Source organism: Thiomonas delicata (genome assembly GCF_900088825.1).
Classification (GTDB): domain Bacteria; phylum Pseudomonadota; class Gammaproteobacteria; order Burkholderiales; family Burkholderiaceae_C; genus Thiomonas_A; species Thiomonas_A delicata.
The window spans coordinates 398,754-424,666 of record NZ_LT592171.1; the positions used below are offsets into that span (position 1 = coordinate 398,754).

Sequence of the window (25,913 nt, forward strand, 5' to 3'; positions counted from 1 at the left end):
ATGGACATCTCACGTCGCGGTCTGCTGGCACTGGGTGCCGTTGCCGGCCTGGGGGCAGGCACGCTCGGATTTTCCAAACGCCTGATCGATCTGGTGCCGCTGACCCATCGTGGCCGCAAGGCGCTGCACCCGATCTACGGAAACTCCAACACGCCCGAATGGCTGCATGACGCGGCCAGCGGCAAGCTCGTGCCCAACTCGCAATGGACCCTGCACCACACGGTCGATCTGCAATGCCACAGCGAATGCGGACTGCGGGTGAAAATCGACCGCAAGACCGGGCGCATCCAACGCATCATCGGCAATCCCTACCACCCCAACACCCTGAGCGAATACACCGCGGTCAATACGCCGCTGATCGATACCGCGCGCCTGCCCGGCACCGTGTGCGCGCGCGGCAACACCGGCATCCAGTCCACCTACGACCCCTATCGCGTCCTGGTTCCGCTCAAACGGGTTGGCCCTCGCGGCAGCGGGCAATGGAAGCCGATCCGTTGGGACACGCTGATCACTGAAGTCACCGAAGGGGGCAAGATTTTTGCCGATACCCATGACCAGGCGAGCCAAGACCTGGACGTCCTCGGTTTTCGCGGCCTGTACGCCAAGCGCAACGAACCGATGGACCCCAACGCTCCGGAATTCGGCCAGCGCACCAACGGCTTTGTGCTGCAAGGCGGCCGCCTGGTGGGCACGCGCATGACGTTCGCCCAGCGATTCGGCAGCACCTTCGGCAGCGTGAACGTGTTCGACCACGTCAACGAGTGCGAACTCAGCCACCATATCGCCCATCAGCATGTGTTTTCGGGCATCAACATGACCCAGCCCGACGTGCGCGAGGCCAAGTTCATCATCTACTGGGGCACGCAGCCCGGCGACGCCAACTTCCCGATGCAGACTCAGGGCAAATACGTGGCCGAAGCCCGATCCAAGCCGGATGGCCTGAAGTATGTGGTGGTTGACCCCAAGCTGAGTCGCGGCGGCGTGGTCGGCGATCGTGCGAGTTGGCTGCCGATCAAACCCGGCACGGATGGCGCTCTCGCGCTCGCCATGATTCGCTGGATCATGGACAACCAGCGCTATAACGCGCCCTACCTGTCTTATCCCACCCTGGCTGCGGCACAGGCGGCGGGCGACCTGTCGCACACTGACGCGACGCATCTGGTGATCGTCGATTCCGGGCATCCCCAGGCACGGCATTTCCTGACGGCCGACGTGGCGGGGTTGGGGGCTTCCCAGGCCAAGGGGGATGACGATCGCGTGGTGATCGACGCCGCCAGCGGCAAGCCCGCGCAGGCGGCAAGCGCCAAGACCGGACAACTCGACTTTAGCGGGCAGGTCAACGGCGTCGCGGTGAAAACGGCCTTTCGCCTGCTCAAGGAGGCCGCGCAGGAGCACACCATCGAGCAGTACGCGGCGATTTGCGGCATCGAGCCGCAGCAGATCATGGAGGTGGCGCGCGAGTTCACCAGCCACGGCCGCAAGGTTGCCAGCACGATGTATCGCGGGGTGGTCAAGCACCCCAACGGCTATTACAACGGCGTGGCGGTGCTGTTGCTCAATCTGCTGGTGGGCAATATGAACTGGACCGGCGGCTTGACCGCAGGAGGCGGCGGTTATCCCGTCAATAAAGGTCGCTACGACATCGTCGGCGTGCCGGAGGCCGAGGGCCTGGCCAAGGGGGTGATCATCAACCGCGAGAAGTTCCACTACGAAGACACCAGCGAATACAAGGCTAAGGTCGCCGCGGGCCAGAACCCCTATCCGCCCAAGCGGCCATGGTTCCCCCTCAGTTTCGCGATGTACACCGAGACTCTGCCCTCGGCCATCCAGCGCTATCCCTATGGCGTGGACATCCTCATGTGGCAGAAGGCCACCCCGTTGTACAGCGTGCCGGGCCAAGGCAACCCGGCCTTCATCGAGGCGATGAAGAACCCAAAGAACATCCCTCTCATCATCGCCTCGGAAATCGTGGTCGGGGACTCCAGCATGTATGCGGATTACATCGTGCCCGACGTGTCGCACCTGGAGAGTTACGACTTGGTCGACACCTTTCCCACCACGCTGACCAAGGGCACGGGCGTGCGCTGGCCGGCGGTCAGCCTGACGTCGAAGACTCCCGATGGGCGGCATGTGTGCATGGAGGAATTCCTGATCGACGTGGCCAAGCGCATCGGCATGCCCGGTTACGGCACCAAGGGCATTCCCGACGCGGACGGCAAATACTGGCCTCTCAACCGCCGCGAAGACTTTTACCTCAAGGCCGTGGCGAATCTGGTCGCCGCCAAGGGCGTGGAGGGTGACGAAGTGCCGGCGGCGACGGCGCAGGAAATCGCGATCACGGCGCTGGGCGACTATCACCAGAAATTCGCCGGCACGCTCAAGCCCGAGGAGTGGCCCGTGGTGATGGGTTGCTTGGTGCGCGGTGGCCGCTTCCAGCCCCATACCGGCTCGCGCAAGGGCGATCAACTGGCTTACCAGTACACCAAGCCCTTGCACTTTTATGCCGAGAAAACAGGCACGACACGCAACAGCATGAGCGGCGCCTATTTCCATGGCACCACCCGCTGGGTGGAGCCCGCCACGGCAATGGGCAAGCCTCTGGATCAGCTCGACGATCCGAAGGACTGGCCGATGACCATCATCACCATGAAAGGCGCGCTGCAATCGCATTCACGCCTGGTGTCGAACTACACACTGCGCGAAATCAACCCTGGCAATGGCGTGCACATGGCCGCCGCTGACGCCAAGCGGCTAGGCATCGAGGACGGCGACTGGATCTGGGTGGTGACCCCCGAAGGCAAGCGCCGGGGCCGTGCCGTCGTGCTCGAGGGCATTCGCCCGGGCGTCATCCTGTTCGAGGTCGGTTATGGACACTGGGGGTATGGGGCGAGCAACTACCAGGTCGGCGGCAAGCGCGTGATGGGCGATGCGGTACGCCGCGCCGGGATTCACCTCAACCCCATCATGCGGCGCGATCCCGACGTGTGGCAGATGTCGCTCATGGATCTCACCGGGGGCAGTGTGGTGTTCTACAACACCAAGGCGCGCCTGGAGAAAGAGGTTGCCCATGTCTGACACCGCCGAACTGGGGCGCTTGGCCAGCGCCGCGTCGTATCTGCTGCTCAATGCCCCGGATGCGCGGACGCTGGCGGCCCTGGACGTCGCTGGCGGCAGGGTGCTCGATCTCGACCGCGCCCGCCAGGATTTCTACGATTTTCTGTGTATCCCGCAGTCGGGCTGTTTCCTGCCCCCCTTCTCCCATGTCCTGAGCCAGGCGCAGGAGACGGCCGAGTATTGGCACTTTCCCACACCGAAATACGACGGCGGCGATGCCCTGCGGCCCTGGTTTGACGCTGCGGGGTTTGACACAGCGGCACTGCCGGCTGACCCCATCCTGGCCGCCGCCAATCGTCCGTTGGATCACGTGGGGGTCCTGCTGGCCTTTCTTGCGTTGCTGCTCGATGCCGCCCAGGACAGCGAAACGGATCGCGTGGTACTGGGGGAATTTCTCGGCGAGCACGTCCAGCCCTGGGCCGACACTTTCGCGAACTTGCTTTGCCAAGCCGAGAGCCCCTACATCGCCTTGCTCGGCACAGCGCTGCAAGATCTGCTCGATGCCGTGCGCGAGGATTACCCGCCCTTGACCCCGCCCCAGCGTTCCTTGGCGCACAAACGCATTCCGATTCAACCCGCACAGGTCGAAGGTTCTGTCGCATTCCCATCCAGCGCGCAGTGATCGAGGGCGGTTTTGTGCCGATCGCTGCCAGTTGGCGCAGCCTGCAGGCGCGTCCAGAACGTCCGTCAGTGATCGCTGGTTTCGGGCGGTTTGACAAGAAAGCCGAACTTGGACATCGGCCTTGCTGCCCGGCCTGCGTCGTCTGCAGCCGCGGACGGTTTCCAGGCGGCGGCTGTGTTCCGGGGAACTCCAAAGCCGCTTAGCAGTCTCACCCCGCGAGTGCTAAAATCGCCTTCCAGATCGAGACAGAGGAGTATGAATATGGCCCAAGTCCAATCCAGCACCCTCACATTGCAACCCGCTGCGGGTGCCGCTTCGTTCGCGCTCGGCTTTCCGGCCCAGGTGCCCAGCCTTGGGAACCTGGAGTCGTACATTTCCGCTGTTCACCGCATGCCCATGCTCAGCGCCGAGGAAGAGCGCAAGCTGGCGCTGGCCTGGCGGGAAAAGGAAGACCGCGACGCCGCCGGGAAGCTGGTGCTTTCGCATCTGCGGGTGGTGGTTTCGGTGGCCCGGCATTACCTGGGCTACGGCCTGCCGCATGCCGACCTGATCCAGGAGGGGAACATCGGCCTGATGAAGGCGGTGCGCCGCTTCGATCCGGCGCAGGGTGTGCGCCTGGTGAGTTATGCGCTGCACTGGATCAAGGCCGAAATCCACGAGTACATCCTGCGCAACTGGCGGCTGGTGAAAGTAGCCACGACCAAGGCGCAGCGCAAGCTGTTTTTCAATCTGCGGTCGATGAAGCAGGGGTTCGACAATTTCCACGAGGCCGAGATCGAATCGGTGGCTGCGGCGCTGAACGTCAAGCGCGCGGACGTGGTGGAAATGGAGCAGCGCATGGGCGGTGGCGACGTGTCGCTGCAACCCCTCGGCGACGATGGCGAGGAAGTTTACGGTCCCATGGCCTACCTTTCGGACCGCAGCCACGAGCCGGACGCGGTGCTGGAGGCGCGCAGCCGCGAGCATCTGCAGGTGCATGGGCTGGAGGAAGCGCTGGAGTCGCTGGATGCGCGCAGCCGGCGCATTGTCGAGTCGCGCTGGCTGGCGGTGAACGACGACGGCTCCGGCGGCAAGACCCTGCACGACCTGGCAGCCGAGTACGGCGTATCGGCCGAGCGTATTCGGCAGATCGAGGTACAGGCGATGAAAAAGATGCGCCAGGCGCTGGCAAGCTACGCTTGATGGGCCCCTTCTGAATTGCTTGGCGCGAGGGCGCCGTCGGTATCCGGCGGCGCCCTCGTTCGTTGGGACGACCGCGGCGTTGCGTCACCCGGCCAGAGGGCGCACGGGCCAGGCCTTGGACGCAATGCAGAATGCCGGGGACGGGGTCGGACCGCCAACCTTGGCGCACCGGACAGCGAGCGAATACCCCATGATCCTGCGACATCATCATGCTGCGACGACAGGCCGGGCCGATCATGCAACCGGATCCGAACAGGGCAGGACTCCGCGGCAGGACGCGCCGCCGCAGACCGACGTGCTCGTCGTCGGCGGCGGCATCAACGGCGTTGGCATCGCGCGCGACCTCGCCGGGCGTGGGCTGCGCGTCGTGCTGTGCGAGCGCGACGATCTCGCCGCGCACACCTCGTCGTCGTCCACCAAGCTGATCCACGGCGGGCTGCGCTACCTCGAATACCGCGAATTCGGTCTCGTGCGCAAGGCGCTGCAGGAACGCGAACTGCTGCTGCGCGCGGCGCCGCACATCACGGCCGCGCTGCGCTTCGTCATGCCGCACGCGCCGCATATGCGCCCGGCGTGGCTGATCCGCCTGGGCCTGTTCCTGTACGACCACCTGGCGCGCCGCGCCTGGCTGCCCGCTTCCGGGGGGCTGGACCTGCGCCGCCATCCGGCCGGGGCACCGCTGCGGGCCGACTATGCGCGCGGCTTCGTCTATTCCGACGGCTGGGTGGACGACGCCCGGCTGGTCGCGCTGTGCGCGGTGGACGCCGCCGAGCGCGGGGCGTGCGTGCTCACCCATACCGCCTGCCTGCGCGCCGAACGCGCCGCCGACGCCTGGACCGCCACGCTGCAGGGCGAGGGCGGCCCGCCGACGCAGCTCAGGGCACGCGCCCTGGTGAACGCCGCGGGGCCGTGGGCCGAGCGCTTTCTCAAGACCGCGCTGCACGAGGCCGACGGCGCCGCCCCGCGCGAGCGCGGCGCCTTGCGCCTGGTGCGCGGCAGCCATATCGTGGTGCCGCGGCTGTTCGACCACGACGACGCCTACATCCTGCAGGCGGACGACCGCCGCATCGTGTTCGCCATTCCCTACGAGCACGACTTCACCCTCATCGGCACCACCGACGTCGAGGTGGACGACCCCGCCGCCGGTGCGCATGTCAGCGAGGCTGAAATCGCCTATCTGTGTGCCCAGGTCAACCGCTATTTCCGCGCCGCCGTCGAGCCGGCGCAGGTGGTGTGGAGCTATGCCGGCGTGCGCCCGCTGCTCGAAGATCACGCCGGCGACCCGGCGGCCGCCACGCGCGACTACCGGCTGGAGTTCGACGTTTCCGGCGCGCCGCTGCTCACCGTCTGGGGCGGCAAGATCACCACCTTCCGCAAGCTCGCCGAACAGGCGGCCGACCGGCTTTGCGCCGCGCTCGGCGAGCCGCGCCCGGCGTGGACGGCGACCGCCGCGCTGCCGGGCGGCGACCTGGGGGCGTGGATTGGCCCGCTGCGGCGCCCGGACGAGGACTTCGCGCGTTTCGTCGAGGCCGTCGCCCGGCGCGTCCCATGGCTGCCCGGCGCGCTCGCCCAGCGATACGCCCGCGCCTACGGTTCGCGCATCGACCAGATTCTGCGAGCCGCCGACGCAAGCCAAGCCGGCGCCTTGCGCGACCTCGGGGAAGAGGTCGCCCCAGGCCTGTACGAGGCCGAGTTGCGTTATTTGCAGCAGGTGGAATGGGCCTGCTGCGCCGACGACGTCCTGTGGCGTCGCAGCAAGCTCGGCCTGCACCTCACACCCGCACAGCGCGCCGCCGTGGCGGCATGGTTCGACCGGCAGCAACCCAAGGCTTGACGTCAGCGGGCCTGGAACGACGGGCCGCTTGTCGAGGCGCATCGAGGGTCGGGCGACGGGTGCTGGACCCGCGCCACGGGACGGTCCGCACGACATATTCGTATTCTGGAAAATCCCCAGTGGCAAGACGTCCGGCGGGTTGCATACTCCCCCCAAATTAAAAAAACCTGGAGGAGCAAGCATGGGAGTTGCATTCGATTTACCGTTTTTCATCAACGCGGCAGCCATCGCCGTCATGATCGCGGGCCTGTTCATGGTCCTCGGTCTGCGCAGCAAAATCCCGGGAGGGGCCGTGGGCAAGGCCTGGCGGGTGCTGACGGGCTTGGTCGTTCTATTCACCGTGGGGTATCTGGGCACGCCGTTTTTCGGTCTCCTGCCGGCCGATTCGGTGCGCATGGTCTTTGCGCTCATCTTCCTGTTCGGCGCCATCTATGTGGTGGTCACGATTCGGCTCGTGCACCGCATCATCGATGAACTGGCCTGAGCGGTCCGCATCCTTGAGTGGAGCTGACCATGCAACTTGATTCGCTCGATTCGATCCTCGAAAAAACCCCCCTCGGGCGCGACGAACTCGCCACCAACGCGCATCGCCTCACGCCCATGGTGCGCGGCGTGCTCGTGCTGGTGAACGGCCAGCGCCGCGTCGCGGATCTGCTGGCCTGCGCCAGCGACCGCGCACGCTGGCAGGAAGCCATTTCCATGCTCCTGGGGCAAGGGTTCGTGCGACCGGTGGAAGGAGTCGACGCCGCAACGCAAGGCGTGACGTCGACTACCCGCTTCCCCGACACGAAGGCGGCGACAACCACCCAATTTCCCGCGTCCTTGTTTGCGTCGTCCGAACTGGCCGATGCCGGGGAGACGGGTGAAAGGGACCTGTGCTCCCTGCTTTGCGCGCTGGCCACACGGGGTTTCGGCAAGCAGGCCGACAAGCTCGTGCAAAAGCTGCGCGCCGCCGACAACACGCAGGCCGGCCAGCGCGCCGCGGTGGACAGCTGCGTCAAGTACATCCGCCTGTTCATCGACGAAAAGAAGGCCGAACCGTTCCGGCGCCGCGCGCAAGACTTGATCGACGACTGGCCCGGAACCGCCTGAGCCCGCTCGCCCTGGCCAGACCCAAACCAACCCGCTTTTGCCCCGGCCGTGCCTGGCCGGCTTTCAACCCGAGGAGACACAACCCATGCAAGCATTCAACCCCATCTCGCGCAAGCACCTGGTTCGCGCCGCGCTCACGGCCCTGTTCGCCACCACCGCCGTGACCGCCCAGGCTGCGCCGGTGCTGATGTCGCCGCAGTGGACCGCCAGCTTCTGCCAGGCCTGGAACCAGACGCCCCAACTCACCGAGGGCCTCGCCGGCGAATGGCTGCATGACGACAAGGGCCGCGGCTACAAGATCGTCGAGATGTACCGCACCGACTGCGGCAAAGGTTCCATGGTCGAACTCAAGATCGTGCCCAAGGACGGCAAGGCCTACTGCACCTACGGCGGCGCGCCCAACACCCCGGCCAATTTCGATGTGGACTTCCTCATGCACGCCAGCACCAAGAACTGGGAGTCCATGGGCAAGGGCGACCCCGGTCCAATGTGGGCGATGATGAGCGGCAAGCTCGAATTCCAGGGCCCCAAGCTGGTGGCCATGCGCGCCATCAAGCCTTTCGAGAGCTTCCTGCTCATGGTCGGCAAGGTTCCCGGCGACGCCGGCACCTGCCCGGCGGCCAGCACCCAGACCAGCGCTGCAAAGTAAGAACCGGCCATGCCCGGGCGCAAGCGCCCGGACTTTCCGAAGCCCGCATGCTGCGGGCTTTTTGATGGACGATTGTCCATCCAGCCGAACTTGCTGAATGCAGTTGAAGGTCCGCACCGTGCCGCGATTTCGCCCTGGCCGTCAGGTTCGAGACGTCACGTGTTCTTGCTGCGTCTCCCAGGCGGGCTCGCTGCCGATGGCCTGCACGAGATAGTCGATGAAAACCCGAACCTTGCTCGGCAGATGCCGGTGACTGAGGTAGATGGCGTACAGGTTCAGCACCAGGGTCTTGTAATCGCTCAGGATCGGCACGAGGGTTCCACGCCGTAGTTCCTTCGCTACCAGGAAAGTCGGTTGCATGATGATGCCCCCGCCGGCCACGGCAAGTTCGCGTAGCAGATCACCGCTGGTGGCGTGGACGGCAGGATGGACCCGCACGCGAGTCACCTTGCCGTCGCCATCGGTGAACGGCCAGTCGTCACCAGCCCACAGGTAGCTGAAGCTCAAGGTTTCGTGTTGCGCCAATTCGGCGGGCTCGGACGGTGTCCCGTGGCGATTCAGATACCCAGGCGCTGCGCAGACCACCATGCTGACGGGCGCGATGCGGCGCGCGATCAGGTTCGGATCGAGCCGGCCGGCGATGCGCAGCGCGACATCGACACCTTCGTTGGCCAAGTCGACGACGCGGTCGGACAGGTCGATGTCCAGCCGCAACTGCGGATACCGGGCGCGAAATCCAGGCAGCAATGCCGCCAAGCGCATCACGCCGAACGATAACGGCGCTGACACCCGCAGTAGTCCGACCGGTTGTGCTGCCCCTTGGGCGGCAATGGTTTCCGCCTCGGCGATCTGCTCCAGGATGCCGCGGGCGCGGGCACAGAACTCGGCGCCGGCGTCGGTCAGCGAGAGTCGGCGCGTCGTGCGATTCAGCAAACGCGCGCCCAGATGCGCTTCGAGCGCGCTGACCTGGCGCGTTACGGCCGCATTCGACGTGTCGAGCGCGGCCGCCGCACGCGCAAAACCGCCGGAATCGACGATCTGCAGCAACACCTTCATTGCGTAAGTGATGTCCATGGAGGCCTCATTTTTTATTTCGATTTTCGGAAATATCAATTCCATATTTCAGTCTTTTTTTTCGATTTCATCAAATCTACAGTGGAACCCATGGATTCCATGCAACCGCATTCCCAATACAAAGGACACATCATGAACATCACAATCGTCGGCTCGGGCAATATGGGTTCAGCGTTCGCCAAGCAACTCACGCAGGCTGGCCATCGAGTCAACGTGCTTGGCCGCGACGCAGCCAAGGCACAGGCTCTCGCGGCGCAGTACGCGGCGGCGTCGAGACCGCAAACAACGGTCGACAGCGACATCGTCATCGTCGCGACCGCCTACGCAGAGGCAGTCGCCGCGCTGCGTGCCGCGGGCTTGCGCGCAGGGCAGATCGTCATCGACATCACGAACCCGCTGACCGCCGACTACATGGGACTGACCCTCGGTCACGAGACGTCGGCCGCGGAGCAGATCGCCGCGGCGCTGCCCGAGCAGCGAGTGGTCAAGGCTTTCAACACCGTATTTGCGCAGGTTCTGGCCGATGGCGCAGATTTTGGTCATGGGCAGAGAGTCCCGACGTTCGTCGCCGGGGACGACTTGCAGGCAAAGGAGAAGGTGGGCGCGCTGGCGCGCTCGATCGGCTTTGAGGTCATCGACGCCGGCGGCCTGCGCAACGCCCGATACCTCGAACCGCTGGCCGGACTGAATATCTATCTCGGCTATGGCGCCGGTCTTGGCACCGCGATCGCCCCAACGTGGTTGCGCAAGGCTTGAGCTGTCTGCGCATCCGGATTCGACACCGCCCACATCACTGGAGACCGTCATGATCAAGACATCCACCACACCCTACGGCGTTACCTTGTTGCGCGTGAGCCTCGGGGTTCTCTTTCTCGCCCATGTCGGGCTGAAGATTTTCGTGTTCACGATCCCCGGCTTCGTCGCTTACCTCTCCTCGCTCGGCCTGCCGGCTTTGTTCGCGTATGGCGTGATGGCGCTGGAATTTGCCGGAGGCTTGGCCCTGATCCTCGGCATCTATGCGCCTTGGGTCGCGTTGCCTCTGGCTCTGGAAATGCTCGGCACCATCGTCATGGTGCATGGCGCCAACGGCTGGCTCTTCACCAACAAGGGCGGCGGCTGGGAGTACCCGGCTTTCTGGGCGGTCAGCCTCGTCGCGCTGAGTCTGCTGGGTGACGGGGCGCTGGCCTTGCTGCCGGCACGGACGAAGGTGCGCTGAATCGATCGAGGTTTCCCGCATCCGCGCCAGTCCGAACCTGTCCCAACCACCACTCCTTCCATATAGGCGGAAGGAACCGCAACCTCTCCGGGCCCGTTGGGGGAAGCCGAACGGACAAGCTTCGAGTTCGGGCAGTGCCCCTTGACCTGCGCCTTCCGTCGCCAAGATGCGAAGCCGCAAGCACGAGGCCGGGGAGTCTCCGCAGTTTACCCGAGCGGTCGAGATCGTAGTTCTGGCCTTGATCCCAGGCCCCGGTACGAGTCCCGAGCGCGTGTCTGCCGCGTGCGGCCTCGGCCAGGCCGAATCTTCAGCACCATGGGGCCGGGATGGATGGCTGCCGTGGCCACGGCAAGGCGTATCCGGTTGATGTCCATCAAGATTGACGGCGATTTTTGCGCGGAGAATGGCTTCGGATTTTGCGATTCCCGGAAGATGACTTCGCCATGGGCGTGTCCACGATGGTCTGCAAGTTTGCATGCATGGGCGGCCGGCTTGACCAACTGCGGTTCTCCACCGTGCCGGTTTCGCCCAGGCCGGGTCCGCGCCTCCCCGGGGTCTCGGCCCACCAAGTCTTCGCCGCCTTTGCGCGCTGGCCCTGGTGGTTCCTTATCGTTGCCTCGCGGCTGGGTCCGAGCACAGCTTCGATTGGACAGCCCGTGCATCGATCGGTCCCGGCCACCAACACCTGTCTTTGCATCAGAGGTTCGCCATGTCAGCGCAATCGATTTCCTTGCGGATGCTGAGCACTCAGCACGCCGCTGAAGATGAAGCCACGGATCGGGTGTTCATCCGAACCGCGGAATTGTTCAGCGCCCTGGCCACGCCTTTGCGCCTGCGTATCCTGAGCGCCATTTGCAACCAGGGAAAAAGCGTCAATGCCATTGTCGAGGCGGTCGACTCGACACAGCCCAACGTTTCACAACATCTCAAAATGTTGTATTCGGCCGGGATCGTGGCGAAGCGCCGGGTCGGCAATCAGATGGTTTACCGCGTGCGAAGCGAGGATGTGCTTCAGTTATGCCGCGCCGCTTACACGAAGATCGAAACCGAACTGGATGCGCCCAAACCATCGGGCCGTTCGACGCAATGGGCCGGGCCCATCAAATTGCCCAGTCAATTTTGAGCCGGCGAGAGGCCTGCGTCGGCCTCGGCGGTGTTTCCGACAGGCTTGCCGGCCAAGGCAAGCGAGCCATTGCGGACCGCGTAGGCTTGCGCGTCATCGCCGCGGCCGCTCCAATGGGGTCCGCGCGACCCCCGGAGCCTCATTCCCATGACCGAACGCATCAGCCGCTTCCCCGTTCCCGAACTCGCCGACTTGCCCGATGACATCCGTCATCGCATCCTGGAAGTGCAGGAGCGCAGCGGTTTCGTGCCGAATGTGTTTCTCGCGCTGGCGCACCGGCCGGATGAGTTTCGCGCCTTCTTCGCCTATCACGATGCGCTGATGCTCAAGCCTTCGGGGCTGACCAAGGGGGAGAAGGAAATGATCGTCGTGGCCACGAGCGCGGCCAACCACTGCCTGTATTGCGTGGTGGCGCATGGGGCGATTTTGCGCATTCACGAGAAGAATCCGCAGGTCGCGGACCAGATCGCCACGGACTGGAGCAAGGCCGGGTTGAGCCGGCGGCAGCGGGCGATGCTGGCGTTCGCGTGCAAGGTTGCGCAGCAGGCGCACGCGGTGGACGATGCCGATTTCGCCGCGTTGTATGCCGTGGGGTTCAGCCACGAGGATGCGTGGGACATTGGCGCCATTGCGGCGTTTTTCGCCTTGTCCAACCGCATGGCCGGTTTGCTGCGCATGATGCCCAACCCCGAGTTCTACATGCTGGGACGGCTGCCGAAGGCAGGCTGAACCCCGGACGCGCGCCTACAGCAGCACGATGTCGAACTGGTGCTGCACGTAGGCGGGTTCCACCTGCAGGGCAATGGGCTTGCCGATGAAGTCCGACAGTTCGGCCAGGTGGGTGCTTTCCTCCTCCAGGAACAGATCGACCACGGCGTTGGAGGCGACGATGCGGAACTCGCGCGGGCTGAACTGCTTGGCCTCGCGCAGGATCTCGCGCAGGATGTCGTAGCAGGCGGTGCGCGCGGTCTTCACCTGGCCCTGGCCGCCGCAGGTCGGGCAGGGCTCGCACAGCTGGTGGGCGAGGGATTCGCGGGTGCGCTTGCGCGTCATTTCCACCAGGCCGAGCTGGGAGAAGCCGTTGACGGTGACCTTCACGCGGTCGCGCGCGAGGGATTTTTTCAACTCGTCGAGCACGGCGGCACGATGCTGGCTGCTTGCCATGTCGATGAAGTCGATGAGGATGATGCCGCCGAGATTGCGCAGGCGCAGCTGGCGGGCGATGGCATGGGCCGCCTCCAGATTGGTCTTGAAGATGGTGTCGTCGAAATTGCGCGCGCCGACGAAGCCGCCGGTGTTCACGTCCACCGTGGTCATGGCCTCGGTCTGGTCGACGATCAGGTAACCGCCCGATTTCAGATCCACGCGCCGGCCCAGGGCCTTTTCGATTTCCTCGTCCACGTTGTACTGCTCGAACAGCGGGCGCTCGCCGCGGTAGAGCTGCAGCCGGGCGCTGACGCGCGGCATGTATTCGGCGGCGAAGGCCTGCAGGTGCTCGAAGTTCTCGCGCGAGTCGATCTGGATGCTGCGCGTGGCGTCGGTGACGAGGTCGCGCAGCACGCGCTGGGCCAGGCTGAGTTCCTGGTAGAGCAGGGCGGGGGCCTGGCTCTGGCGCACGCGGGCGTCGATCGTGGCCCAGGTTTTGCGCAGGTAGGCGATGTCGTCGAGCAACTCGGCGTCCGCCGCGTCCTCGGCATTGGTGCGCACGATGAAGCCCATGCTGGCCTGCGCGTCGTGTTGCTGGGCGAGGGTGGTCAGGCGCTGGCGCAGGGTCTCGCGCAGGGCGGGGTCGTCGATCTTTTGCGAAATGCCGATATGGCTGTCCTGCGGCAGATGCACCAGCAGGCGCCCGGCCAGGCTGATCTGCGTCGACAGACGCGCGCCCTTGGCGCCGATGGGGTCCTTGATCACCTGCACCAGCAGCGACTGGCCCTCGAACACCAGTTTCTCGATGGCGACCGGCTGGGCGCCGGCCTTGGCCTCGGCATTGCCCAGCATGCGTTGCCACAGGTCGGCCACGTGCAGGAAGGCCGCGCGTTCCAGGCCGATGTCGACGAAGGCCGACTGCATGCCCGGCAGCACGCGCACCACGCGCCCCAGGTAGACATTGCCGGCCAGGCCGCGCTCCAGGGTGCGCTCGATGTGGATTTCCTGCACCGCGGCGTGGGCGATGAGGGCCACGCGGGTTTCCTGCGGCGTGATGTTGATCAGCAAGTCTTCCTGCAGACCGGTGTTGTTCATACGGGGATTCCAGCTTGTCGCAGCAGTTGCGCGGTTTCGAACAGCGGCAGCCCCATGATGCCGGAGTAGCTGCCGCGCAGATGTTGGATGTAACAGGCCGCGCGCCCCTGCACGGCGTAGGCGCCGGCCTTGCCGAAGGGCTCGCCGCTGGCCACGTAGTCGTCGATTTGCGTCGGGGTCAGCGCGGCGAAGCGAACCTGGCTCGTGCTCAGGACTTCGGCCGTGTGCAGGCGCCCGGTGCGGGCCCAGCGCAGCGCCACGGCGGTGAGCACGCGGTGGGCGCGGCCGCTGAGCCGGGCCAGCATGGCGCGGGCTTCGTCGGCATCGCCTGGTTTGCCCAGAATGCTGCGGCCCAGCGCCACCGTGGTGTCGGCGCACAGGATGGGCGCGTCCGGCAGGCCGCGGCGGATCTGGCGCGCCACGGCGGCGTCCAGCTTGAGGCGCGTGACCCGCGTCACATAGGCCGCGGCGGATTCGCCGCGCAGCACCTGTTCCAGCGCTTCGGCATCCTCGTCGCTGCCGGGGGCGAGCAGGGCGAAATCCACGCCGATTTGGCGCAGGAGTTCCTGGCGCCGGGGGCTGGCGGAAGCGAGGTCGACACGAGGGCGTGCGTGCATGTGGGCTTGGCGGTGGGGGACAATCGATCATACCGGGCAAGCGCCCCGGCATGCGGCGGTGGCACAATGCCCGCGCCCTCCACCTCCCCACAGACCCTTGCCCCCATGGCCGTTCTCAGCGTTTCCGATCTCAGCCTGGCCTACGGCCACCTGCCCCTGCTCGACCATGCCGCCATGGCGCTGGAGGCGGGCGAGCGCGTCGGCCTGATCGGGCGCAATGGCACCGGCAAGTCCTCGCTGCTGAAAATCCTCGCCGGACTGGAGCGGCCCGACGACGGCCTGGTGCAGACCCAGCAAGGCCTGCGCCTGATCTATGTGCCGCAGGAGGCGCAGTTTGCCGCCGAATCCACCGTGTTCGACGTGGTCGGCGAGGGCGTGGCCGAGGCGCGCGAACTGCGCGCCCGCTACGAGGCGCACGCTGCAGGGGAAGACCTGGACGCGCTGCAAACCCGTATCGAGCTGCTGGACGGCTGGAACTGGGAGCAGCGGGTAGAGCAGACCCTGCAGCGCCTGCAGTTGCAGGGCGAGGCGCGCATCGGCAGCTTGTCGGGCGGGATGCAAAAGCGCGTGGCGCTGGCGCGCGCCCTGGTGGCGGCGCCCGACGTGCTGCTGCTGGACGAGCCGACCAACCATCTGGACCTCGACGCCATCACCTGGCTGGAAGGCCTGCTCACCGGGTTTCGCGGCAGCGTCATGCTCATCACCCACGACCGCGCCTTTCTCGACACGGTGGCCACGCGCATCGTGGAACTGGACCGCGGTCAGCTGCGCAGCTACCCCGGCAATTTCAGCGCCTACGAGGCCCGCAAGGAACAGGAGCTGGCCGGCGAGGCGGTGGCCGCGGCGCGCGCCGACAAGCTGCTGGCCCAGGAGGAGGTGTGGATCCGCAAGGGCGTGGAAGCGCGGCGTACCCGCAGCAGCAGCCGCATCAACCGGCTGGAGGCCTTGCGCGCGCAGCGCGCGGCGCGGCGCGAAGCGCTCGGCCGCGTGAAGCTGGAGGTGGACGGCGGGCAGTCCAGCGGACGCATCGTGGCCGCCCTGGAGGGCGTGAGCAAGCGCTTCGGCGACCGCATCGTGGTGCAGGACTTCTCCGCCACCATTTTGCGTGGCGACAAGGTGGGCATCATCGGCCCCAACGGCGCGGGCAAGACCACCCTGCTCAAGCTCATCCTCGGGGAATTGGAGCCGGACGGCGGCGTGGTGCGCCGTGGCACCCGCCTGACGGTGGCGTATTTCGACCAGATGCGCACCGCGCTCGACCCCGACGCCACGCTGGCCGACACCATCAGCCCGGGTAGCGAGTGGATCGAGATCGGCGGCACGCGCAAGCACGTCATGAGCTATCTGGGCGACTTCCTGTTCGCTCCGGCGCGGGCGAATTCCCCGGTGAAGTCGCTCTCCGGCGGCGAGCGCAATCGCCTGCTGCTGGCCCGCCTGTTCGCCCGGCCCGCCAACGTGCTGGTGCTGGACGAGCCGACCAACGACCTCGACATCGACACTCTGGAACTGCTGGAGCAACTGCTGCAAAGTTTCGACGGCACGGTGTTCCTGGTCAGCCACGACCGGCGTTTTCTCGACAACGTGGTGACCAGCACCATCGTGTCCGAGTCCACGCCCGAACACCCCGGCCGCTGGCGCGAATACGAAGGCGGCGTGCAGGACTGGCTGGTGCAGGCCCAGCGCGCGCGCAGCCTGGCCGCGGCACAGGCGGGCGGTGGCGGCAAGCGTGGCGAGGCCGCGCGGGCCGAAGCTTTGCAAGCGGCAGCACCGGCCGTGGCGGCGGCACCCGCCAAGGCCAAGCGCAAGCTGAGCTACAAAGAGCAGCGCGAGTTGCAGGAACTGCCCCAGCGCATCGCCGCCCTCGAGGCCGAGCAGAAGGCTCTGGGCGCGCAACTCGCCGACCCCGATTTCTACAAGACCGCGCCGCAGCGCGCGGGCGAACTGCAAGCCCGTTATGCCGCGATCGAGGAGGAGATGCTGGAACTCCTCGCGCGCTGGGAGGCGCTGGAAGCCGCCTGAGCGCGGCGGTCCTCGACGCCCACACGCCATGCCAGGCCGCAACTCCACCATGCAAGAACTTCGCGACATCGATCTGCGCACCGACATCGCCGCCCGCTGGTACGTCAAGCACGAGCGCGTGCAGGTTCGCTTCGCGACGCAGGACGGCGAACTCGCCAGCCGCGAAGGCCCCAACCGCTACCGTTGCGGCGACGCGCTCGTCACCGGTTCCACCGGCGATTCGTGGAGCGTTTCGCGCGCGCGCTTCGACGCCCGCTACACGCCCGCCGAGCCGGGCATGGAGGGGCGCGACGGGCTTTACCTCAACCGGCCGATCCCGGTGCTGGCGCGGCGCATGACCGCGCCGTTCACCATGGCCCGCAGCGCCGGCGGCGACGTGCTGCGCGGCAAGGCAGGCGACTGGGTGCTGCAGTATGCGCCGGGGGATTACGGCGTGGTCGAGCAAGAACGTTTCGCCAAGGTCTATCGACCCTGCGACGCTCCGGTCTGACACGTCCTTGCGGTTGCCGGGGCGGTCCGCGTGCCGTGCGCGCGTTCAGGCGCGGTGATACGGATGCCCGGCCAGCAGGCTGTGCGCGCGGTACAGCTGCTCGGCCAGCAGCACGCGGGCGAGGCCGTGCGGCAGGGTGAGGTCGGACAGGCGCAGCAGGTTCTCGGCGCGCTGCTTGATGCGCGGCGCCAGCCCGTCGGCGCCGCCGATGAGCAGGGCCACGTCGCGTCCGTCCTGCCGCCAGCGCTGCAGTTCGGCGGCCAGGGTGGCGGTGGTGTGGCGCTGGCCGCGTTCGTCCAGCGCCACGAGGCGGCAGCCTTGCGGCAGCGCGGCCTCGATGCGCTGGGCCTCGCGCTCCATCACGGTGTCGGCATTCGTGTTGGAGCCGCGTGCTTCGGCGCGGATTTCCTTGAGCACGAGCGGGGTCTCGGGCGGGAGGCGCTTGGCGTAATCGGCATAAGCCTCGTCCACCCAGCGCGGCATGCGCTGTCCCACGGCGAGCAGCCAGAGTTTCATCCCGTCAGGGTGTTGCCCGCGGACTGGTATGGATGTGGCCCGCGCGGCATGCGCCAGGCGTCAGGATGCCGACTTCTTCGCCGGGGCGCGCCGCACGGCCGTGGTCTTGCCGCCCGCGGCGGAGCCGCTGCCGGTGTTGCGCTTGCGCGCGGCGGGGGCCGGGCTGGCCGAGGCGCTCGCCGTGGTGCGCGGCTTGGCGCGGGAGCGGGATGCTGAGACGCTGGCGTCGCCCGCGCTTGTCGTGGACGTGGTGCCCGGCCAGGCACTGCGCTTGGCGGGCGTCTTGCGTGCGGCGGGGGCGGCGCCGGTCTTGCCGGTGCGTGACGTCGTGGCACGTGGCTTGGCCGCTGGCGCCTTCTTGGCGACCTTTTTCGCCGCGGGTTCCGCGCCGGCGCTACGTGCGGCGACCGCCGCGGCCGCAGCCACGGCGTCTTGTCGCGCCTTGAGGTGGACGCTCTTGCCGCCCCAGATGTCTTCGAGCTTGTAATAGGCGCGGATGACGGGCTGCATGATGTGCACGACCGCATCGCCACAGTCCACCAGCACCCACTCGCCGCTGCCTTCGCCCTCGGGGTTTTTCACCGTGCCGCCGGCGGCGCGCACGCGGTCGCGCACGCTGGCGGCGAGGGAGCGGGTCTGGCGGTTGGAGGTGCCGCTGGCGACGATGACGCGGTCGAACAGGCTGGTGAGAGCCTCGGTGTTGAACACCTGGATGTCCTGGGCCTTGACGTCTTCCAGGGCGTCGACGATGGTGCGTTGCAGCTTACGAATGTCCATGCGGGGTGGGGTTGGAATAGAGGTGGTGGTCTTCAATATAGCGCGCCACATCGCCGGGCACGAGGCCTGCCAATGGTTTGCCTTGGGCGATGCGTTCGCGCACGCGGGTGGCGGAAAGGTCGATGGCGTCCATCCGCAGGCGATGCAGCCGGTGCCCGTCGCGCGCCAGCGCGTCGAGCAGGGCGGGGGGGGCGTCGTCGGCGTGGCCGGGGCGTCGCGCCACGGCGATGTCGACCCGCGCGGCAATGTCTTCCCAGCCGTTCCAGGTGATGAGATTGGAGAGCTGGTCGGCGCCGAGAATGAAGACGAAATCGGTGTCCGGATGCGTGGCCTGCAGTTCGTGCAGGGTGTCGATGGTATAGCTCGGGCCCTGGCGCCGGAGTTCGAGGTCGCAGGCGAGCAGCCCGGCCCGGCCTTCGATCGCCAGTTGCACCATGGCTTTGCGCTGCGCCGGCGAGGCCGCCAGTGGGTCGCGTTGCCAGGGTTCGCCGGCCGGAATCAGCCACACGGCGTCGAGCCCCAGTTCCTGGCGCGCGCTGTGCGCCAGCTCGAGGTGGGCGCAGTGGATGGGGTCGAAGCTGCCGCCGAGCAGGCCGATGCGTGCCCGATGCGCCTTGGCTTGCCGGTTCACGCTGCGGCGGCCCAGTCGCGGGGCTTGAGAAAGACCTCGTACAGCCTGGCCTCGGGCGTGCCGGGCGCCGGGTGCCAGTCGTAGCGCCATTTGACGATGGGCGGCATGGACATGAGGATGGACTCGGTGCGCCCACCCGACTGCAGGCCGAACAGGGTGCCGCGGTCCCACACCAGGTTGAACTCGACGTAGCGGCCGCGCCGGTAGGCCTGAAAATCGCGTTCGGTCTCGCCGTAGGGCAGCGCGCGGCGGCGTTCGACGATGGGCAGGTAGGCGTGCAAAAAAGCGTCGCCGGTGGCGCGCATCAGCGCGAAGCCCCGCTCGAAGCCGCCTTCGGCGAAGTCGTCGAAGAACACGCCGCCGATGCCGCGCGGCTCGCTCCGGTGCTTGAGAAAGAAATAGTCGTCGCACCAGGTCTTGAAGCGGGGGTAGTAGCCGGGGTCGAGAGGGTCGAGCGCGGCCTTGCAGGTGCGGTGGAAATGCGCGGCGTCGTCCTCGAAACCGTAGTAGGGCGTGAGGTCCATGCCGCCGCCGAACCAGGCCGCTTCGGGTTTGCCTGCGGGCTTGGCCACCAGCATGCGCACATTCATGTGCACGGTGGGGACATAGGGGTTGCGCGGGTGCAGCACGAGCGACACCCCCATGGCCTCGAAGGGGGCTCCCGCCAGTTCGGGCCGGTGCTGGGTGGCCGAAGGAGGGAGCTTCTTGCCCCGCACGTGCGAGAAATTGCAGCCGCCGCGCTCGAACAACCGGCCTTCCTCGATCAGACTGGTCGCGCCGTCGCCCTCCAGCGGCCCGCCGGCCGGGCGGGTCCAGGCGTCGCGCAGGAAGGGTTTGCCGTCGGCGGTTTCCAGCGCGCCGAGAATGCGGGTTTGCAGATCGAGCAGATAGCTTCGGACGTCGTCGTGCATGGTGAGCCGTTCGGGGGTGAAAACCGAATTGTCCAACAGACGGGAGCCGGCATGCGTCATCGCCGTCAGGCACGATTTGCGGTTGTCATCGGCCGCGCCGTCACCGCAGGCAGCGGAACGGGCGGATGACGCATGGAAACGCCGGCCTCGGATGCCACGGCGCCATCGGCGAACGGCGCCGTCCTGCGCATTGCGTTGCGCGTTGACGAACCGGGCGGGAATGACGGCAACATCGACTCCATCGCGCCTCGAGTACAGGAGTGCGATCAAGGGGCCATTGGCTTCAGCGTCCTTCCCGGTTGTGATGACCGTGCTACTTTTGCGCAACACACGCTGGCACGCACGCGAGAATCGGCCAGCCCGGGTCTCTCCTTGCTGCCTCGTCTGCGTCCTTTCACCGGCCGATTGATGATTGATGTTTCGCCAATTCGGGGCAGTCCGAACCCTTCCCCGTCCCAACCCTCCCCACGCATGGGGAATTTTTCTTTCAAGAGCATGACGACCACCGATCAACGCTGGCAATTCTGGATCGACCGCGGAGGCACTTTCACCGACATCGTCGCCAAGCGTCCGGATGGCTCGTTACTGACGCACAAGCTGTTGTCGGAGAACCCGGAGCAGTACCGCGATGCCGCGGTGGCTGGCATCCGCCAACTGCTCGGGTTGTGGCCCGGAGAGCGGATCTCGCCGGCCTTGGTCGAGTGCGTGAAGATGGGCACCACGGTGGCGACGAACGCCCTGCTCGAACGCAAGGGCGAGCCGGTGCTGCTGGTGACCACCACCGGATTCCGCGACGCGCTACGCATCGCTTACCAGAACAGGCCGCGGCTGTTCGACCGCCAGATCGTCCTGCCCGAGCTGTTGTACGCCGAGGTGATCGAGGCCGACGAGCGCGTCGGCGCGTACGGCGAGGTGGTGCGGGCGCTGGACGAGGCGGCCTTGCGCCGGCAACTCCAGGCGGCGTTCGACGCCGGCCTGCGCGCCGTGGCCATTGTGTTCATGCACGGCTGGCGCTACACGGCGCACGAGCGGACGGCGGCGCGCATCGCGCGCGACATCGGCTTCACCCAGGTGAGCGCCTCGCACGAAACCAGTCCGCTGATGAAATTCGTCTCGCGCGGCGACACCACGGTGGTGGACGCCTATCTCTCGCCCATCCTGCGGCGCTACGTCGACCAGGTCGCCGCCGAGATGCCCGGGGTGCGGCTGCTGTTCATGCAGTCCAGCGGCGGGCTGGCCGAAGCGCATGCGTTTCGCGGCAAGGACGCCATTCTGTCCGGGCCCGCAGGGGGCATCGTCGGCATGGCGCGCACCGCGGAGCAGGCCGGGCATGGCCGGGTCATCGGCTTCGACATGGGGGGAACCTCGACCGACGTGTCGCACTACGCCGGCGACTACGAGCGCGCGTTCGAGACCCAAGTGGCCGGCGTGCGCGTGCGCGCGCCGATGATGAGCATTCACACCGTGGCGGCAGGCGGCGGCTCGATCCTGCATTTCGACGGGGCGCGCATGCGCGTGGGGCCGGATTCGGCCGGCGCCAACCCGGGGCCGGCCTGCTACCGGCGCGGCGGTCCCTTGACCGTGACCGACGCCAACGTGATGCTGGGCACCATCCGCGCCAAGTACTTCCCGGCGGTGTTCGGCCCTCACGCCGACCAGCCGATCGACGAGGAAGTGGTGCGTGTGCGATTCGCCGCACTGGCCGCGCGCATCACCCACGAGAGCGGCAGGCCGCAAACGCCCGAGGGCGTGGCCGAAGGCTATGTGGACATCGCGGTGCAGGCCATGGCTGGCGCCATCAAGCGCATCTCGGTGGCGCGCGGCTACGACGTCACGCGCTACACCCTGCAGTGCTTCGGCGGCGCCGGCGCCCAGCACGCCTGCCGCGTGGCCGACGCCCTCGGCATGCAGAGCGTGTTGATCCATCCGCTGGCCGGCGTGCTGTCGGCCTACGGCATGGGGCTGGCCGACCAGACCGTGATGCTGGAGCGCAGCGTGGAGGCGGTGCTCGATGCGGAGGCGGTCCAGCGCATCTGGCCGCTGCTGGCCGAATTGGCGGCGTCGGCTCGTGCGCAATTGACGGATCAGGGGGTGGCGCCCGAGCGCATCGCCGTGGTCGAGCGCGTGCATCTGCGCTACGAAGGCACGGACTCGGCCTTGCAGGTCGAGGCCTCCACGGCCGCCGCCATGCGTGCGGCGTTCGAGCAGGCCTACCTCCGGCGCTTCGCCCATCGAATGCCGCAACGACCGCTGGTGATCGAGGCGGTTTCGGTGGAAGTCGCTGGAAGGGGCGATGTGGTGGGCGCACTCGCGCCCGCGGACGAAACGCCGGGCCCGGCCCCGATACACCGCCGCGTTCGCCTTTACGGCGGCGGGGTCTGGCACGATGGCGCACTGGTCCTGCGCGATGCCTGCCGGCCCGGCCAGCATGTGGACGGCCCGGCCATCCTCGCCGAGGCCAACACCACCATCGTGGTCGAGCCCGGCTGGTGTGCCCGCATCACGGCGGCAAACCACATCGAGATGCGGCGCCAGGCACCACGCACCGGCGCGCGGCGCCTGGCCACCGAGGCCGATCCGGTGATGCTCGAGGTGTTCAACAACCTGTTCATGAACATCGCCGAGCAGATGGGGGCGCAACTGCAGAACACGGCCGTCTCCGTCAACATCAAGGAGCGCCTGGACTTTTCCTGCGCGCTGTTCGACGCGCAGGGCCAGCTCATCGCCAATGCGCCGCACATGCCGGTGCACCTGGGGTCGATGGGCGAGAGCATCCACACCGTGATCCGGGAAAACGCCGGCCGCTTGCGTGCCGGCGACGTGTACATGCTCAACGACCCCTACCACGGCGGCACCCACCTTCCCGACGTCACCGTGGTCACCCCCGTCTTCGACGATGCGGGCGAGCGGCTGCTGTTCTTCGTCGCCTCGCGCGGGCATCATGCTGACATCGGCGGCGTCACGCCGGGTTCGATGCCGCCGTTCTCGACCCGCATCGACGAGGAAGGCGTGGTGATCGACAACTTCAAGCTCGTCGAGGGCGGACGCCTGCGCGAGGACGAAACCCTGGCCCTGCTGCGCAGCGGGCCTTGGCCGGCGCGCAATCCGCAGCAGAATCTGGCTGACCTCAAAGCCCAGATCGCGGCCAACGCCAAGGGCGCCCAGGAGCTGCGGCAGCTGGTGGCCGAGCATGGTTTGGCGGTGGTGCAGGCTTATATGGGCCACGTGCAGGACAACGCCGAGCGCTCGGTGCGCCGGGTCATCGGCGCCTTGCGCGACGGCGCCTACACGCTCGAGCTCGACAACGGCGCGCGTATCCGGGTGGCTTTGCGCGTGGACCGCGAGGCCGGCAGCGCCGTGATCGATTTCAGCGGCACGTCGCCGCAGCAGCGCAACAACTTCAACGCGCCCAAGGCGGTCACGATGGCGGCCGTGCTCTATGTGTTCCGCAGCCTGGTGGGCGACGACATCCCGCTCAACGCAGGCTGCCTCAAGCCGCTGCGGGTCATCGTGCCGCCCGGCTCGATGCTGGATCCCGCGCCTCCGGCTTCGGTGGTGGCCGGCAATGTGGAAACCTCGATGTGCATCACCAATGCCCTGTTCGGCGCCCTGGGCATGCAGGCCGCCAGTCAGTGCACCATGAACAACTTCACCTTCGGCAACGAACGTCACCAGTACTACGAAACCATCGCGGGCGGATCGGGGGCCGGGGTCGCGCTGGACGCGCAAGGGCGCGTCACGGAGGGCTTCGACGGAACCTCCGTGGTGCAGACGCATATGACCAACTCGCGCCTGACCGATCCGGAGGTGCTGGAGTTCCGCTATCCGGTGCGGCTGGAGAGCTACGCCATCCGCGCCGGATCGGGCGGCGCAGGGCGCTGGAAGGGCGGCGACGGCGGCGTGCGGCGCATGCGTTTTCTCGAGGCCATGACGGCGTCCATCCTGTCCAACGGACGCCGGGTGCCGGCCTTCGGCATGGCCGGCGGACAGCCCGGCGCCCTGGGGATCAATCGCGTCGAGCGCGTCGGCGGTGAGGTCGAGATGCTGGGCCCGATTGCCAGCGTCGCGATGCAGCCGGGCGATGTGTTGGTCATCGAGACCCCGGGGGGAGGCGGATTCGGCGATCCCGGCAACTGAACCCAGCAGGCCCCGGGGCAATCCGAGCCGGCTGCTGGTGGGTTCAGCGCTGGGCCTGGGCGACCTTCACGTCGCGCCTGTAGGAGTTTCTGGCGGCGTAGTGCAGCGGGCGCTTGTCGATCCGCCGTTTGGCGACACCGGGCTTGCGTCGCCTGTCGCGCTCGGCGACAAGCTGCTCATGCTGCTTGAACACAGGGCGTCTTGAATAGACGACGATGACCGAACGTGGGCGGAAACGTCCGTCTTCCGCAATGTGGTTCCAGCGCGCGACTTCCAGCGCACTCAGCCCGTAGCGGCGCGCGACGGTGCGCGGCGTGTCGTACGCGCCGGCGATGAGGCGCTGTCGCCGGCCCGGCGGGATGTCGGGCGCGAGGGCCAGCACGGCGTTCTCGACCGTGTGCTTGCTGACGTCGCGGTCGTCTTGCGGCGGTCGGGGAATGAGCAGTGTGGAGCCCGCACGAACCAGTTTGCGCGGCGGGATGTCGTTCACGTCGCGCAGCGTGGCTTCGGTCAGGTGAAGCCTGCGGGCGATTTGGTAGGGCGTCGACGTGGCATGCACGACATAGGTGGTCCACGTCGAGAGCTGGCCGGTGTAGTCGGCCACGGCCTGCTCGAAAGCATTGGCGTTGTCGTAGGGCAGCAGGATCCTGGGCTTCGTGGCGGCCAGAATCACGGGCTTCTTGTACGCCGGGTTGAGCGAGCGGAACTCCTTGACCGTGATCCCCGCGAGCTTGGCCGCGAGCGCGACGTCGATGTCCTGGGTGATGGTCACCGGCTTGAAATAGGGGTGATCCGGCACGTCGGGCAGGGTGATGCCGTATTTCGCCGGGTCGGCGATGATGTCCTTGATCGCCTGCAGCTTGGGGTAGTAGTTGCGCGTTTCGGCCGGCATGTTCAAGGCGCCGTAGCTGATGGGCAGGGCCCTGGCCTGGTTGGCGGCGATGGCGCGTTGCACGCCGCCTTCGCCCCAGTTGTAGGCGGCCAGCGCCAGCCTCCAGTCGCCGAACATGTCGTGCAGCTTGGTCAGGTAATCCAGCGCGGCCTTGGTGGAGGCCATGATGTCGCGCCGGTCGTCCTGGAACATGTTCTGCTGCAGGTTGAAGTGCTTGCCGGTGGACGGAATGAACTGCCACATGCCCGAGGCCCTGGCCGACGACAGCGCGTCGGGGTTGAACGCGCTTTCCACGAACGGCAGCAACGCCAGCTCGGTGGGCAGATGCCGCCGCTGCACTTCCTGCACGATGTAGTACAGGTATTTGCGCGAGCGCTCGGTCATGCGGGCCACGTAGTCAGGCCGCGTTGTGTACCACTGCACGGCCTGCTGCACATAGGGCTGCATGGCCGGGCCATCCATATTGGGGATGGCAAAGCCTGCGCGGATGCGCTGCCAGATGTTGGCATAGAGGACTTCGGCATGGTCGGCCGCCTGTTGCGCGGCCTGCATTTCCATTGCGTCGTCGCGGGCGATTTGCTCGGGACTCGGTGGGGTGGCGACGGGGGCTTGCGCCGCGGCGGATTCTTGCGCCGCCGTCGCGACAGGGTTGACGGCGGGGGATGCGACCGAGGCGCTGGGAGAGGATGGAGGGACTGCGGCACAACCGGCTGCGGACATGACCGCGGCAACCAGCAGGAAGAGTTTCAAACGTCGCAATCGATGCATCCTGTCGT

Annotated in this window: 22 protein-coding genes; 14 read left to right on the forward strand and 8 right to left on the reverse strand. The window is 66.9% G+C overall.

Annotation, left to right across the window (positions count from 1 at the left end):
* The 7 genes from THIARS_RS11390 to THIARS_RS11420 all read left to right on the forward strand — a co-directional run bounded on the left by THIARS_RS11390 (position 1) and on the right by THIARS_RS11420 (position 8,493).
* Positions 1-3,075: a molybdopterin dinucleotide binding domain-containing protein gene (locus THIARS_RS11390; RefSeq protein WP_094161044.1), complete on the forward strand. Its 3,075-nt coding sequence runs from the start codon at positions 1-3 to the stop codon at positions 3,073-3,075.
* Positions 3,068-3,736, forward strand: a complete 669-nt coding sequence (locus THIARS_RS11395) for a molecular chaperone TorD family protein (protein WP_094161045.1) — start codon at positions 3,068-3,070, stop codon at positions 3,734-3,736. Before THIARS_RS11390 ends, THIARS_RS11395 begins: the two co-directional genes overlap by 8 nt.
* A 261-nt stretch (positions 3,737-3,997) precedes the next feature.
* A complete protein-coding gene (gene rpoH / locus THIARS_RS11400; protein WP_094162093.1) occupies positions 3,998-4,918 on the forward strand; it encodes an RNA polymerase sigma factor RpoH in 921 nt (306 codons plus the stop codon).
* Between the two features lie 190 nt (positions 4,919-5,108).
* On the forward strand, positions 5,109-6,752 hold the full coding sequence (gene glpD, locus THIARS_RS11405; protein WP_094161046.1) for a glycerol-3-phosphate dehydrogenase: 1,644 nt from the start codon (positions 5,109-5,111) through the stop codon (positions 6,750-6,752).
* Positions 6,753-6,933: 181 nt separating this feature from the next.
* The gene (locus THIARS_RS11410; RefSeq protein WP_094161047.1) at positions 6,934-7,236 is read left to right on the forward strand and encodes a hypothetical protein; all 303 of its coding nucleotides are present in this window, start codon (positions 6,934-6,936) and stop codon (positions 7,234-7,236) included.
* 29 nt (positions 7,237-7,265) lie between these two features.
* The gene (locus tag THIARS_RS11415) at positions 7,266-7,844 is read left to right on the forward strand and encodes a hypothetical protein (RefSeq protein WP_141202394.1); all 579 of its coding nucleotides are present in this window, start codon (positions 7,266-7,268) and stop codon (positions 7,842-7,844) included.
* Between the two features lie 85 nt (positions 7,845-7,929).
* Entirely contained in the window at positions 7,930-8,493 is a 564-nt protein-coding gene (locus THIARS_RS11420) for an SCP2 sterol-binding domain-containing protein (protein ID WP_094161049.1), read from the forward strand.
* A 141-nt stretch (positions 8,494-8,634) separates the two neighbouring features.
* Here the strand turns inward: THIARS_RS11420 and THIARS_RS11425 are convergent, their stop codons facing one another.
* Positions 8,635-9,540, reverse strand: coding sequence for a LysR family transcriptional regulator (locus THIARS_RS11425; protein ID WP_222423068.1), 906 nt, complete (start codon positions 9,538-9,540; stop codon positions 8,635-8,637).
* Positions 9,541-9,699: 159 nt separating this feature from the next.
* Here THIARS_RS11425 and THIARS_RS11430 point away from each other — a divergent pair, with 159 nt between their 5' ends.
* From THIARS_RS11430 to THIARS_RS11445, 4 genes are all read left to right on the forward strand, one after another.
* Entirely contained in the window at positions 9,700-10,323 is a 624-nt protein-coding gene (locus THIARS_RS11430) for an NADPH-dependent F420 reductase (protein ID WP_094162095.1), read from the forward strand.
* A 49-nt stretch (positions 10,324-10,372) separates the two neighbouring features.
* On the forward strand, positions 10,373-10,783 hold the full coding sequence (locus tag THIARS_RS11435; protein WP_094161050.1) for a DoxX family protein: 411 nt from the start codon (positions 10,373-10,375) through the stop codon (positions 10,781-10,783).
* 709 nt (positions 10,784-11,492) lie between these two features.
* The gene (locus THIARS_RS11440; RefSeq protein WP_094161051.1) at positions 11,493-11,906 is read left to right on the forward strand and encodes an ArsR/SmtB family transcription factor; all 414 of its coding nucleotides are present in this window, start codon (positions 11,493-11,495) and stop codon (positions 11,904-11,906) included.
* 147 nt (positions 11,907-12,053) lie between these two features.
* Positions 12,054-12,635: a peroxidase-related enzyme gene (locus THIARS_RS11445; RefSeq protein WP_094161052.1), complete on the forward strand. Its 582-nt coding sequence runs from the start codon at positions 12,054-12,056 to the stop codon at positions 12,633-12,635.
* A 15-nt stretch (positions 12,636-12,650) separates the two neighbouring features.
* On the opposite strand, the gene rng is transcribed toward THIARS_RS11445, so the two are convergent.
* Both rng and THIARS_RS11455 read right to left on the reverse strand, forming a co-directional pair.
* Entirely contained in the window at positions 12,651-14,132 is a 1,482-nt protein-coding gene (gene rng, locus THIARS_RS11450) for a ribonuclease G (RefSeq protein WP_094162096.1), read from the reverse strand.
* A gap of 11 nt (positions 14,133-14,143) precedes the next feature.
* Positions 14,144-14,764 (reverse strand): Maf family protein, encoded by a 621-nt coding sequence (locus THIARS_RS11455; protein WP_094161053.1) that lies wholly within the window; start codon positions 14,762-14,764, stop codon positions 14,144-14,146.
* 105 nt (positions 14,765-14,869) lie between these two features.
* On the opposite strand from THIARS_RS11455, the gene THIARS_RS11460 reads away from it, so the two are divergent.
* Positions 14,870-16,783: an ATP-binding cassette domain-containing protein gene (locus tag THIARS_RS11460; RefSeq protein ID WP_094161054.1), complete on the forward strand. Its 1,914-nt coding sequence runs from the start codon at positions 14,870-14,872 to the stop codon at positions 16,781-16,783.
* Positions 16,784-16,832: 49 nt separating this feature from the next.
* Entirely contained in the window at positions 16,833-17,273 is a 441-nt protein-coding gene (locus tag THIARS_RS11465) for a PGDYG domain-containing protein (RefSeq protein WP_094161055.1), read from the forward strand.
* A gap of 45 nt (positions 17,274-17,318) precedes the next feature.
* Here THIARS_RS11465 and rlmH read toward each other — a convergent pair whose 3' ends face one another.
* The 4 genes from rlmH to hemF are packed head-to-tail and all read right to left on the reverse strand — an operon-like array spanning position 17,319 to position 20,108.
* Entirely contained in the window at positions 17,319-17,789 is a 471-nt protein-coding gene (gene rlmH / locus THIARS_RS11470) for a 23S rRNA (pseudouridine(1915)-N(3))-methyltransferase RlmH (protein ID WP_094161056.1), read from the reverse strand.
* Between the two features lie 60 nt (positions 17,790-17,849).
* Positions 17,850-18,566: a ribosome silencing factor gene (gene rsfS, locus THIARS_RS11475; RefSeq protein WP_094161057.1), complete on the reverse strand. Its 717-nt coding sequence runs from the start codon at positions 18,564-18,566 to the stop codon at positions 17,850-17,852.
* Positions 18,553-19,197, reverse strand: a complete 645-nt coding sequence (gene nadD, locus THIARS_RS11480) for a nicotinate-nucleotide adenylyltransferase (RefSeq protein ID WP_245845897.1) — start codon at positions 19,195-19,197, stop codon at positions 18,553-18,555. Before nadD ends, rsfS begins: the two co-directional genes overlap by 14 nt.
* A complete protein-coding gene (gene hemF / locus THIARS_RS11485) occupies positions 19,194-20,108 on the reverse strand; it encodes an oxygen-dependent coproporphyrinogen oxidase (RefSeq protein ID WP_094162097.1) in 915 nt (304 codons plus the stop codon). Before hemF ends, nadD begins: the two co-directional genes overlap by 4 nt.
* 495 nt (positions 20,109-20,603) lie before the next feature.
* On the opposite strand from hemF, the gene THIARS_RS11490 reads away from it, so the two are divergent.
* On the forward strand, positions 20,604-24,245 hold the full coding sequence (locus THIARS_RS11490; protein WP_094162098.1) for a hydantoinase B/oxoprolinase family protein: 3,642 nt from the start codon (positions 20,604-20,606) through the stop codon (positions 24,243-24,245).
* Positions 24,246-24,288: 43 nt separating this feature from the next.
* On the opposite strand, the gene THIARS_RS11495 is transcribed toward THIARS_RS11490, so the two are convergent.
* Positions 24,289-25,905, reverse strand: coding sequence for a transglycosylase SLT domain-containing protein (locus tag THIARS_RS11495; RefSeq protein ID WP_245845898.1), 1,617 nt, complete (start codon positions 25,903-25,905; stop codon positions 24,289-24,291).
* Positions 25,906-25,913 lie beyond the last annotated feature (8 nt).